This window comes from Lachnospiraceae bacterium JLR.KK002 (genome assembly GCA_036941025.1).
Classification (GTDB): Bacteria; Bacillota; Clostridia; order Lachnospirales; family Lachnospiraceae; genus Petralouisia.
The window spans coordinates 323,840-335,555 of the sequence record JAYMNP010000001.1 but is presented as its reverse complement, the minus strand read 5'-3'; the positions used below and the strand labels follow the sequence as shown (position 1 = coordinate 335,555).

The following is an 11,716-nucleotide window of genomic DNA, read 5'->3' as shown; positions in this document are numbered from 1 at the left end:
TGCCATTATTTTTCACCTCCCTGCTGGTCAAAATCTCCGCCGCCTCCCGTCTGAGACTCATACACATCCCGGTAGATTTCACTGGTTTTCAGTAATTCTTCATGGCTGCCAAAATCAGCCACCTTTCCGTTATCCATCACAATAATCCGGTCCGCATTCTGCACACTGGAAACGCGCTGGGCAATAATCAGTTTTGTGGTATCCGGAATTTCCGTGGCAAAGGCCTGCCGGATTTTACTGTCGGTGGCTGTATCCACAGCACTGGTGGAATCATCCAGAATCAGAATTTTCGGCTTTTTCAGCAACGCCCTGGCAATACAGAGCCTTTGCTTCTGGCCGCCGGACACATTGCTTCCGCCCTGTTCAATATAAGTATCATATCCATCCGGAAACTGTTTAATAAATTCATGGGCACATGCCATTTTGCACACCCGGACACAATCTTCTTTTGTGGCATTTTTATCTCCCCACCGGAGATTTTCCAGTATGGTACCGGAAAACAGCACATTTTTCTGGAGCACCACCGACACCTGATTCCGCAATGCTTCCATATCATATGATTTTACGTTAATGCCGCCCACGGACACGCTGCCGGCAGTCACATCATACAGGCGGCTGATCAGGTTCACCAGGCTGGACTTGGCGCTTCCGGTGCCGCCGATAATGCCAATGGTCTCTCCTGCCCGGATTTCCAGATTGATGTCCTTCAATACCGGTTCCTCACTTTTTGCATGATAGGCAAAGTCCACATGCTCAAAGACAATCCTTCCATCCGGCACTTCTGTCACGGAATGTTCCGGGTTGGACAGGCTGCTGGTTTCGTTAATCACTTCTGCGATACGTTCCGCGCTGGCCATACTCATGGTCACCATAACAAAAATCATGGAAAGCATCATCAGGTTCATGAGAATATTCATGCAGTAGGTCAGCAGGCTCATAAGCTGCCCGGTGGTCAGGGCGTCAGTGATAATCATTTTGGCTCCCAGCCAGCTTATGGCCAGAATACAGCCGTAGACGGCCACCTGCATAAGGGGTGCATTCCAGGTCAGAATATTCTCCGCTTTGGTAAACATATTGTAAATATTACCGCTGGCTCCGGTAAATTTCTCATTTTCATAATCTTCCCGCACATAAGCCTTCACCACCCGGATGGCCGATACATTTTCCTGTACACTGGCATTCAGATCATCATATTTTGGAAATATTTCTCTGAAATATCCGGTAGCCTTTCTCATAATCAGAAACAGGCAGCATCCCAGCAGAATTACGGCAATCAGGTAAATACTTGCCAGTCTGGCATTAATCAGAAACGCCATAATCATGGCGGTTATCATACTGATGGGCGCACGCACGCACATCCGCAGTATCATCTGATATGCGTTCTGGATATTGGTAACATCCGTAGTCAGACGGGTTACCAGGCCCGCTGTGGAAAATTTGTCAATATTGGCAAAGGAAAAACTCTGAATATTATCAAACATGGCAGTTCTCAGGTTCTTTGCAAGACCTGTAGACGCACTGGCTCCATATTTTGCCCCCATCATGCCTGCCAGCAGGCCCAGTGCCGCCAGCACCATCATGGCAGCCCCCGTCCTGTAAATATAATTCATATCCCCTTTTTCCACACCGTTGTCAATTATGGCAGCCATTAACAACGGTATGAGCATTTCCATAATCACTTCCAGAATCATACAGACAGGTGTGATAAGGGAATCTTTCTTAAATTCCTTTACCTGTCCCAAAATTGTTTTTACCATTCCTGTCCCTCCTTATCCGTCCTGAAATCACTCTTCTTCTGTTTTTTCCTGGAAACGCAAATCTGTGAATAACTGCGCCCAATATCTTCCTCCAGATTCCGCTTCAGTTTTCCTGCAACCCTCAGAAACAGCTCCATTTCCTCCGGTGTAATATTCCGTTTGCATTGTTCTTCCAGCATATCAATATACCCGATATGCTGCTCATGAATCTCTCTGCCCTTTTCGGTCAGAACCAGTTTCTTTAAGCGGGCGTCCTGCTTTACGGATTCCCGGCAGATATATCCTTTTTTCTCCATCAGCTTGACAATGCTGGTGACCGTGGATCTGGCAATGGAAAATTCCGTTTCTATATCTTTCTGAAAAATCTCCCTGCCGGCATTCTCATACAGAAAGCCCAGAATCCAGCCATGCATAACCGTCACTTCATCAATCCCTTTCTGACTGGTTTCAAATGCAATCATATTCCGAAAAAACAGATTATCCAGCGTTTTTATCAGAAAACCCAGCGTATTTTTTCTGTTCATTTCATGGCGCGCCTCCTGAAAACAAATTTTAATTGTTTTATATGGAACTATTATATGCAGATAAATTATATTGTCAAGAAACATTTTCTAAAATTATTTATTCGAATATAAGTTCTGTTTTTATTGGAAACTCCCTTGACCTTCCTCTGTGGACAAGCTATAATATCGTCAGATATTATACGCGCCGAAGTGCGCATAGATTACCATATCTTATCACGGAGTGATTATGGTATAATATCTGTACAGAGAAGCATTTCCGGAGGTATAGATGAAAGTTGAATTTTACGAACAGGCAGAAGACATGTTATTGAAATTTGCGGTTATTGCCGCCAGAGCAGATGGAAAATGGGTATTCTGCAGGCACAGAGAGCGCGCTACCTGGGAATGTCCCGGCGGACGGAGGGAAGGACAGGAAACCATCTTTCAGACCGCCCGGCGGGAACTGTATGAAGAAACAGGCGCAGTTTCTTTCACCCTGCAGCCTGTATGCGCTTATTCCGTAACCGGTAAAACCAGAGTAAATGAGACCGGAGAAATCTCTTTCGGAATGCTGTTTTATGCTGATATTCAAAGTTTCGAGCCCGAACTCCACAGTGAAATAGAAAAAATTATTCTGGTGGACAAACTGCCAGAAGAACAGGAATGGACGTATCCCCTGATACAGCCTCTGCTGCTGGAAGAAGTCCGAAAAAGAATCTTACAAATCCCATAAATTTAACTGTACATTTTACTATGCCAGATATTTTCCAATTACATCCAGAAACTCCTCTGCTTTGTCATACTGCTCTTTTGCGTCTGACTGAGAAACCATAAAAAAATCTGAATAATCTGTGTTATTTCTTATCTGAAATGCCTGACTCAAATATTTGGAATACTTTTTATCGAGCTGTCCTGTTTTGATATATTCTTTCTGAAAATAAGAAATGACTCCGGCATGTTTGGAATAATCAATTCCGTCTTTTGCCAGAAGCGCTCTGACAGCCGTAAACATTGCGTAGTAAGACCTTCCCACAGAATCCTTATAACTTCCGCATTCCAGCAGCACTTTTGCCGATTTCAGACGCTCCCTGGCACTTTCAAGACGGTACTCCATCAGCTCTTTTCTGTTTTCAGGCAACTACCACCACTCCCTCCTGAGCAATATTCTGGTAATAAGGCAGATCCTGCCTGTACTTTTCAAATTCTTCATAGGGAATCACTGTAGGAGAAATTAACATACCATACTCCAATTCCAGTTCACATGACAAATCCCATACTTTTTTTAACTGTTCCTGCAGTACAGTACGCTCCCCATGTACGATGGCAACAATATCCACATCAGATTCTCCACTATAATCTCCTCTTGCATAAGAACCGTACAGAATCACCTGAACAAGCTCTCCGCCATACACGGAACGATATATATGTGCCAGTCTTTGTACCACTGTATTCAGTCCATTTTTCGTACACATTGCTATGTCTCCTTTTCCTCTGATGGCGCTGCTTTCGATTGTCTGTTTCATTTCCTGCCTGTATCATATAATATCTTTTTCTCAAAAGCAAGAAAAAGAATCCTGGAAACGATTTTCTCGCAAACAGGATTCCTTCCGTCACAGTTTTCTTTTCTGTTTTCCCATGTTTCACTGCCAGGTCGGCGTCTTTTACCGCTGCACTCTTCCGGAACCGTCGCCCCCGGCCAGCTTCTCCACCTCTGAAACAGTTACCAGATTATAATCTCCCTCGATGGAATGCTTCAATGCGGAAGCCGCCACTGCAAATTCTACCGCTTCCCGGGTGCTTTTTCCATGCAAAAGCCCGTAAATCAGTCCGCCTCCGAAGCTGTCTCCGCCTCCTACCCGGTCGGTAATATGCAGATGGTATTCTCTGGAGAAACAGTATTGTTCTCCATCATAAAGCATGGCCGCCCAGTTATTGTCGCTGGCGGAGATGGAGGTGCGCAGGGTAATAGCCACCTTCTCAAATCCAAACCTGTCCGCTAACTGTTTTGCCACGCTCTTATAGCCTTCCTTATTGATCTTTCCTCCGTAAATATCCGTGTGCTCCGCCTCTATGCCAAACACATCCTTTGCGTCTTCCTCATTGGAAATACACACATCCACATACTGGCAGAGGTCCGTCATGGCTGTCCGGGCTTCCTCTCTGCTCCAGAGCTTTCCCCGGTAATTCAAATCGCAGGAAATTTTCACTTCCTGGGCTTTTGCCGCCCGACAGGCTTCCCGGCAGATTTCCACAAGATTTTCTCCAAGGGCCGGAGTAATCCCGGTAAAGTGGAACCACTCTGCTCCCTGGAAAATAGTTTCCCAGTCAAAATCCGAAACCGCTGCCATCTGAAGGGCAGAACGGGCCCTGTCATAAATGCACACGGAACCGCGCTGGGAAGCCCCTTTCTCCAAAAAATAAATGCCTACCCGTTCTCCGCCCCGGACAATCCCGGAGGTATCCACCCCATACCGGCGCAGGCTGTTTACGGCTGCCTGGCCTATGGCATGTTCCGGCAGCTTCGTCACAAATGACGTATCCACTCCGTAATTGGCCAGAGACACGGCCACATTGGCTTCGCCGCCGCCGAAGGTAGCTTCCATACGGTCATTCTGGAAAAAACGATAATACCCCTCCGGGGCAAGACGCAGCATAATTTCTCCAAATGTAATCACTTTTGCCATTTCCGGTGTTTCTCCTTTTCCATTTTCATTTTTCACCGCAGTCTTTACTGTCTGCGGGCTTTCTCCACAATTTCACGGGACTTTTTACATAATTTCGTAATTTCGTCCCAGTTCTGGCTGTCAATCAACTCCTCCGTCACCATATAGGAGCCGCCGCATGCGGCAATAATGGGGGATTCCATATATTCCTCCAGATTTTTCAGGGAAATACCGCCTGTGGGCATTACCCGGAACATGGGAAAAGGCGCGCTCATGGCCCTGATTTTGGAAAGGCCTCCGGACTGTTCCGCCGGGAAAAACTTAATCAGTTCAAGGCCTGATTTTAAAGCCGCGTGATAATCCGTAGGGGTGGTGCAGCCCGGAAATATGGGCAGCTTCTTTCTGGCCGCATAATCCACCAGCTCCTGGTCATATCCGGGGCTGACAATAAATTCCCCGCCGGCTTCCAGCACATCGTCAATCTGCTCTTTTGTGGTGACCGTTCCGGCTCCCACTGTCATTTCCGGACAGGCTTCCTTCATCAGGCGAATGGCCTTATCTGCCCCTGCCGCACGAAATGTTACCTCCGCAACAGGTACTCCTCCCCCGCAGAGCGCCCTTGCCAGAGGAGCGGCGTCCCGTTCGGGATGGTTCAGCTTAATGACCGGCACAATGCCGATTTCTGATATTTTCCGGTTAAATTCATTCATATTTTTTTCTCCAATCTCATATCTCAGCCTTCTGATTTCTCAGTATTCTGTACCGGGGAACCCGTTTACACGCCGGAATATGCCGAATATCCCGCGTCAATGGGCAGCACCACGCCGGTAATTGCGCTGGCGGCGCAGTCGTCGCAGAGGAAGAACACCGCGCCCAGCAGTTCCTTCTCCTCCACAAACCGTCTCATGGGCGTGCCCGCCAGAATCTTGCTGGTACGGGGCGTGGGAGAACCATCCTCCTGAAACAGCAGTGTCCGGTTCTGGTTTGACACCAGAAATCCCGGCGCAATGGCATTACAGCGGATTCCTGTCCCGGCAAAATGGGTGGCAAGCCACTGGGTAAAATTAGACACTGCTGCTTTTGCTCCGGAATAGGCCGGGATTTTCGTCAGAGGGATATAGGCGTTCATGGAGGAAATATTCAGGATACACCCGGATTCCCGCTCCGCCATATCCCTGGCAAATACCTGGGCGGGCAGCAGAGTCCCCTGAAAATTCAGCTTAAATACAAAGTCTACTCCGCCGGGTTCCAGATCAAAAAATGTTTTCTGCCCTTCTGTTCTCTCATGATGATACTCATTATCCGTGGTGGCCTTTGGATTATTTCCGCCTGCCCCATTAATCAGAATGTCACAGGGCCCCAAATCAGAAAGAATCTGTTGATGGACTTTTTCCAGTTCGTCCGCCTCCAGTACATTTGCTTTGTATCCCCTTAAAATAAACCCTTCCGCTTTGGATTCTTCCGCCAGCTTCTCCACCGCTTCCTGGTTTAAATCCAGAGCCGCCACCTTTGCTCCCGCCTGTGCAAAGGCTTTTGCCATGGTGCCGCAGAGCACGCCTCCGGCCCCGGTCACCACCACGACTTTATCGGTAAAATCAATATTTAATGGTAATTCCAACATAAGTTCTGTTTCCTTTCTTTCTGCTGCAAAAATGTTCTGCTACCAAAACCCGAAATAATTCAATGTATTCTGATAACACAGATTCCGGATAAGCCGCTCCAGCTCCTTCCCGTCTGCAGGATACTGGCCGCTTTCCACCCATTCTCCCACCAGTTCGCAGAGCACCCGGCGGAAATATTCATGACGGGTATAGCTCAGAAAAGAGCGGGAATCCGTCAGCATTCCCACAAAGCAGCCCAGTACCCCGTTGGCCGCCAGTTCCGTAAGCTGGCTGCGCATTCCATGACGGTTATCGTTAAACCACCAGGCGCTGCCCTGCTGGATTTTCCCCGGTATGCCTCCGCCCTGAAAACATGCCATAATGGTGGCAAGGGCTGTATTATCCGCAGGATTCAGGGAGTAGAGAATGGTTTTGGGCAGATCCCCATATTCTTCGAAAGCATTTAACAGGGGCGCCACATGTTCCACGCCGGACTGACTGTTGACTGCGTCATATCCCGTATCCGGGCCGAGACGGTCAAACTGAGCCTTTCTGGTATTTCTCAGGCATCCGAAATGAATCTGCATAACCCAGTTCTTCCGGGCATATTTGACAGCGCATCCAATGGTAACCAGCGTCTTATAGGCGTCTCCCAGCTTCCGCTCCGGGCAGATACCTTCCATGGCCATGGAGAAAGCCCGGTTCGCCTCCATTCTGTCCGGCTTTTCAAACATACAGTAATCCAGTCCATGGTCTGCACACAGACATCCATGGGCCTCAAAGTAATCCATGCGGTCGCCCAGGGCTTCCACCACATCTTCTGCGGTGGCGAGCTTACGTCCTGTCACTGCCGACAGTTTCCGGATATATTCTGCAAATCCCGGTTTGTCAATACTGACCGCCCCATCCGGCCGGAACGCCGGAAGCACTCTGATATCCATGGCGGAGTCTGCCTTGATTTTATCGTGATATATCAGGCTGTCCAGGGGGTCGTCCGTGGTACAGATGGCCCGCACATTGAATTTTTTCATCAGGGAACGGGGAGAATACCCCTTCAGGATTTCGTTGCAGCAATCGTAAATATCATCCGCAGATTCCGGGGTCAGCAAATCCGTAATTCCAAATACCCGCCGAAGTTCCAGATGGCTCCAGTGATAAATGGGGTTGCCCATAAGTTTCGGCATAACACCGGCAAAAGCCCGGAATTTTTCCAAATCCGGAGCATCCCCGGTAATTTTATCCTCGGTAATTCCCCCGGCCCGCATCACCCGCCATTTATAGTGGTCGCCGCCCAGCCAGAGCCGGGCGATATTTTCAAATTTCCGATCCTCTGCAATTTCCCTGGGGCTGATATGGCAGTGATAATCAAGGATGGGAAGTTTTTCCGCTGTCTCGTGATAAAGCTGTTCCGCTGTGGAAGTTGACAGCAGAAAATTTTCATCCATAAATGTCCTCATATTGCTTTTCTCCTTTTATATATTCCCGGCTTCCCGCTCCAGCATATCCCAGCAGCCCCACATATACATAATGCCAAGGGCTCTGTCATACAGGCCGTACCCCGGCCGGCACTGCTCGCCCCAGATATGGCGGCCATGGTCGGGGCGGATATATCCGTCATATCCGCAGTCGTGGTAGGCCCGCATAATTTCCAGAATTCCCACATCTCCGTCACAGTCCCGGTGGGAGGCTTCGGTAAAATCCCCGTTGGGGAAATGCTTCACGTTGCGGATATGGGCAAAGGCAATCCGGTCACAGTAAGAACGGATAATATCCGGCACATTGTTCTCCTGATTTGCTCCCAGGGAGCCGGAACACAGGCACAGGCAGTTATGGTCGTCGTCTACCATGGACAGCAGGCGGCCGATGGATTCCTTATCCACCAGCAGTCTGGGAAGGCCGAAAATATCCCAGGGCGGATCGTCCTGATGAATAGCCATCTTAATGCCTGTCTCATGGCAGACGGGCATAATGGCCTCCAGGAAATATTTCAGATTTTCCCAGAGTTTTTCTTTTGTCACGGGACGGTAGGCTTCAAACAGCTCGTCCAGTCTGGCCATACGCTCCGGCTCCCAGCCTGGAAATGTCATTCCATGCAGGTTTTTCAGAATATAATCTGCCATCTCTTTATAATCTTCCTGAATTTTGGCTTTTTCATAAAACAATGCGGTGGAACCGTCCTCCATGGGATGGAACAAATCTGTCCTGGTCCAGTCGAAAATCGGCATAAAATTATAGGTCACCACTTTCACACCGAACCGGGAAAGGTTGCGCAGTGTCTGTTTATAATTTTCTATATAATGGTCGCGGGAAGGCAGGCCGATTTTGATATCATCATGGACGTTGACACTTTCCACCACATCCATGTTAAAACCATATCCCTCAATCTGCCGGCGCATGTTCTCGATTTCATCCACTTCCCAGACCTCTCCCGCCGCTTTGCCATGCAATGCCCACACCAGCCCGGTCACACCGGGAATCTGTTTAATCTGCTCCTGGGTAATGCTGTCGTTCCCTTCCCCATACCAGCGAAATGTCATCTGCATAATATCCCTCCTTTCCCTGCTAAATCCGTGTGTCAAAAAGCCCGCAGAAGGAATCCACCGGATCTGTTCCGGTAAATGCTTCTTCCCCTGCCATCAGTTTTGCCACCAGAGCGTCCAGCGTAGGCTCTTTGCTGTCATAGGTATTGATATAGGTTCTGGCCTGGGGGATATCCGCCAGCACAAAGGGGTGCTGTACTCCCACTACCACCACCGGAAGCTCAAATACATACCAGGGAATCTCCCCGCCGCCCTTTGTCATGCCGAATGCAGGACGGGCAACAGGCTGGAAACCTCCGGGAATATCCACCAGAGTAATAATCAGATCCTGACGTTCCCGGAATTCTTTAATGGGGGTTTTCCCCGCAAAATACATGTTGATATCAGGCTTCTCTCCGGCCTGCATTTTTTTCTGCATCTGTTCTATGGGGCTTTCATAGATAAATGCGTCAAATCCCTGGGCACACAGCTTTTCTTTCAGTACCTCCGCGGGAGATTTTTTCGCTGCAAAAAATGCCCCGATTCCCGGCGCGGACAGGCCCTTCACATAGACAATCATAATCCGTTTATAACGCTGGGGGGTAACGGGCAGCACATGTTTGTCCTTATATTTCACCAGCGTAATGGCCTTATCGGAAATTTCTTCCTGCATTTCCTTATGAGCCTTGCAGCCCACGATTTCATGGATCTTTTCTCCGGGCGGCATAAGCTCTGTCTTCGCCCTTATGTGAAGCCCCATATGGGCTTTCAGCGCCAGAATCCGATGCAGGGCGTCATCCAGACGTTCCTCTGTAATTCTCCCGTCCAGATAGCCCTGCTTCATGCTGGCAAAATCTTCTTCCATCTCATTGAAGAACAGGAACATGTCAACACCGGCTGCAATAGCGGCCGGAAGCACATCACTGCGCTTCATACGGCAGGTAAGACCCACCATATGGGAAGCATCTGTCAGTACCATGCCGTTAAAGCCCAGCTTTTCCCGAAGAAGGCCCTGTATCAGCTCCGGGGATAATGTGGCCGGCATCATCTCATCATCGGTGAGATTCGGATTAAAATGCCTTGCATAGGCCGGCTGCATAATATGTCCCGCCATAATGGCTTCCAGCCCGTTGTCAATCAGATTCTGATACACCATACCAAAGGTCTCGTCCCATTCCTTACAGCTCATGGAGTTCACGCTGTTGGCCACGTGCTGGTCGCGGAAATCCAGCCCGTCTCCCGGAAAATGCTTGGCTGCGCAGCAGAACCCCGGATTCGCATGGGCCCCTTCCATGTAGGCTTCTGTCAGTTCAGCCACCCGTTTCGGGTCGTTTCCGTACGTACGCAGACCAATCACCGGATTTTCCCAGTTATACAGAATATCGCTGACCGGCGCAAAGGAAAGGTTGCAGCCCACAGCCGCCGCTTCCCTGTTGGACATATATCCAAGCTGATAAGCATATTCCGCATTTCCGGTAGCGGCAATTTTCGTCTGGCTTCCGATGGTGGTTCCGTCGGTGCAGGCGCCGTCTCCGCCATTTTCCGTATTGCAGGCAATAATCAGGGGAATTTTGCTGTTTTCCTGTAAAATCCGGTTCTGCTCATAAATTTCATCTGACGTTCCCGGATTGTACCGGATTCCGCCGATGTGATAATCCTTCACCGTCATTTTCAGATAATCTTCCTCCCGGCTGGAACCCATATTGAAAAATAACTGGCCTATTTTTTCATCCACCGTCATATCTGCAATGGTATCCTCCACCCACCTGCAGTCCTCCTCTGACAGGTAAAAGGGCTTTGCTTTCATATCTACCATAAGTTTAATCCTCCTTTAATCTCATAAGAAACTGCTCTGTTTTTTCCCTCTGATACGGTCCGCTGTAAGTCTGCTCCAGTAAATGTTTCAGTCCGGTTTCCCGAAATTCCTTCCAGCTCTCCGCCTCCCGGTCTGCCAGAATGGGATAAAAACAGACGCCGTTCTGTTTTGCAGCCTCCAGATCTCCCGGCGCGTCTCCGCACATCAGCACCTTCTCCGGTGCATAACCCCGTTTTAAAAGCCGGCTGATACAGTATGATTTACTGCCGGAATCCTGAGCCAGAACCACGTCCGTGTAATCCAGAAGCCCGTGCGTCTCCCACTCCTTCATCACCGCTTCCGGATTGGCGCTGGACACTACGGCAACATCCGCAATCTGATATGCCTCTTTTAATGCCTCTTTTACCCCCGGAAAAGGCTGTTTTTCAGCTTCATCCAGTTCTTCCACAGACTGGTTTACGGAACAGCTCCAGGAAAGGGCTTTTCGGAGACAGACACTGTCCGCCTCCGCAATTTTATTTCTCAGAGCCTCATTGGACAGCTCCGGTGTTTCTTCCACCCACTGCTCCAGGGTTTCCAGTTCTTCAATTTCACAGTATGTTTCCTGTATCTCCCTCAGGGCTTTTGCCAGTCCTTTGAAACGGTTGATTCCCCTGGTCATGGTGTAGAGGTTGATTTCATTCCAACGCTCCAGAATTGCCTCCCGCCATGGTTCCAGTCCCCACTCTGCCACCATGCACGGGCCGAAACACCGGAAATGCTTGATATTCATGGTATCCATGGCGCAGCCGTCGCTGTCCACACAGATGAGGAAATCATTCCGTTTTACATAATCTGAACGTTTATCTGACATGATT

General features: G+C 49.0%; 12 protein-coding genes. 1 reads left to right on the top strand and 11 read right to left on the bottom strand.

Annotation, left to right across the window (positions count from 1 at the left end; translation table 11 throughout):
• Positions 1–5 precede the first annotated feature (5 nt).
• Together VSQ32_01665 and VSQ32_01660 are read right to left on the bottom strand one after the other, a co-directional pair.
• Positions 6–1,757, bottom strand: a complete 1,752-nt coding sequence (locus VSQ32_01665; protein ID MEH2941590.1) for an ABC transporter ATP-binding protein — start codon at positions 1,755–1,757, stop codon at positions 6–8.
• A complete protein-coding gene (locus VSQ32_01660) occupies positions 1,751–2,281 on the bottom strand; it encodes a MarR family winged helix-turn-helix transcriptional regulator (GenBank protein ID MEH2941589.1) in 531 nt (176 codons plus the stop codon). Before VSQ32_01660 ends, VSQ32_01665 begins: the two co-directional genes overlap by 7 nt.
• A gap of 268 nt (positions 2,282–2,549) precedes the next feature.
• On the opposite strand from VSQ32_01660, the gene VSQ32_01655 reads away from it, so the two are divergent.
• Positions 2,550–2,993: an NUDIX domain-containing protein gene (locus VSQ32_01655; GenBank protein ID MEH2941588.1), complete on the top strand. Its 444-nt coding sequence runs from the start codon at positions 2,550–2,552 to the stop codon at positions 2,991–2,993.
• A gap of 18 nt (positions 2,994–3,011) precedes the next feature.
• Here VSQ32_01655 and VSQ32_01650 read toward each other — a convergent pair whose 3' ends face one another.
• From VSQ32_01650 to VSQ32_01610, 9 genes are all read right to left on the bottom strand, one after another.
• Positions 3,012–3,398, bottom strand: coding sequence for a HEPN domain-containing protein (locus VSQ32_01650; protein ID MEH2941587.1), 387 nt, complete (start codon positions 3,396–3,398; stop codon positions 3,012–3,014).
• Positions 3,391–3,732: a nucleotidyltransferase domain-containing protein gene (locus VSQ32_01645; GenBank protein MEH2941586.1), complete on the bottom strand. Its 342-nt coding sequence runs from the start codon at positions 3,730–3,732 to the stop codon at positions 3,391–3,393. Before VSQ32_01645 ends, VSQ32_01650 begins: the two co-directional genes overlap by 8 nt.
• Before the next feature lie 189 nt (positions 3,733–3,921).
• Positions 3,922–4,944, bottom strand: a complete 1,023-nt coding sequence (locus VSQ32_01640) for a sugar kinase (protein MEH2941585.1) — start codon at positions 4,942–4,944, stop codon at positions 3,922–3,924.
• 44 nt (positions 4,945–4,988) lie between these two features.
• Positions 4,989–5,633: a bifunctional 4-hydroxy-2-oxoglutarate aldolase/2-dehydro-3-deoxy-phosphogluconate aldolase gene (gene eda, locus VSQ32_01635; GenBank protein MEH2941584.1), complete on the bottom strand. Its 645-nt coding sequence runs from the start codon at positions 5,631–5,633 to the stop codon at positions 4,989–4,991.
• 65 nt (positions 5,634–5,698) lie between these two features.
• Entirely contained in the window at positions 5,699–6,544 is an 846-nt protein-coding gene (locus VSQ32_01630; protein MEH2941583.1) for an SDR family oxidoreductase, read from the bottom strand.
• 39 nt (positions 6,545–6,583) lie between these two features.
• A complete protein-coding gene (gene uxaC, locus VSQ32_01625) occupies positions 6,584–7,981 on the bottom strand; it encodes a glucuronate isomerase (GenBank protein ID MEH2941582.1) in 1,398 nt (465 codons plus the stop codon).
• A 15-nt stretch (positions 7,982–7,996) separates the two neighbouring features.
• Positions 7,997–9,067, bottom strand: coding sequence for a mannonate dehydratase (uxuA, locus tag VSQ32_01620; GenBank protein MEH2941581.1), 1,071 nt, complete (start codon positions 9,065–9,067; stop codon positions 7,997–7,999).
• 19 nt (positions 9,068–9,086) lie between these two features.
• Complete coding sequence (locus tag VSQ32_01615; protein MEH2941580.1) at positions 9,087–10,859, bottom strand: glycoside hydrolase family 3 N-terminal domain-containing protein; 1,773 nt, start codon at positions 10,857–10,859, stop codon at positions 9,087–9,089.
• A gap of 4 nt (positions 10,860–10,863) precedes the next feature.
• Positions 10,864–11,712, bottom strand: a complete 849-nt coding sequence (locus tag VSQ32_01610) for an HAD hydrolase-like protein (GenBank protein MEH2941579.1) — start codon at positions 11,710–11,712, stop codon at positions 10,864–10,866.
• Positions 11,713–11,716 lie beyond the last annotated feature (4 nt).

Coding starts and splice junctions, on each gene's coding strand:
- VSQ32_01630 (MEH2941583.1), bottom strand. CDS start 6,544: ATGTTGGAATTACCATTAAATATTGATTTTACCGATAAAGTCGTGGTG.
- VSQ32_01640 (MEH2941585.1), bottom strand. CDS start 4,944: ATGGCAAAAGTGATTACATTTGGAGAAATTATGCTGCGTCTTGCCCCG.
- VSQ32_01645 (MEH2941586.1), bottom strand. CDS start 3,732: ATGTGTACGAAAAATGGACTGAATACAGTGGTACAAAGACTGGCACAT.
- uxaC (MEH2941582.1), bottom strand. CDS start 7,981: ATGAGGACATTTATGGATGAAAATTTTCTGCTGTCAACTTCCACAGCG.
- VSQ32_01655 (MEH2941588.1), top strand. CDS start 2,550: ATGAAAGTTGAATTTTACGAACAGGCAGAAGACATGTTATTGAAATTT.
- VSQ32_01610 (MEH2941579.1), bottom strand. CDS start 11,712: ATGTCAGATAAACGTTCAGATTATGTAAAACGGAATGATTTCCTCATC.
- eda (MEH2941584.1), bottom strand. CDS start 5,633: ATGAATGAATTTAACCGGAAAATATCAGAAATCGGCATTGTGCCGGTC.
- VSQ32_01665 (MEH2941590.1), bottom strand. CDS start 1,757: ATGGTAAAAACAATTTTGGGACAGGTAAAGGAATTTAAGAAAGATTCC.
- VSQ32_01615 (MEH2941580.1), bottom strand. CDS start 10,859: ATGGTAGATATGAAAGCAAAGCCCTTTTACCTGTCAGAGGAGGACTGC.
- VSQ32_01660 (MEH2941589.1), bottom strand. CDS start 2,281: ATGAACAGAAAAAATACGCTGGGTTTTCTGATAAAAACGCTGGATAAT.
- uxuA (MEH2941581.1), bottom strand. CDS start 9,067: ATGCAGATGACATTTCGCTGGTATGGGGAAGGGAACGACAGCATTACC.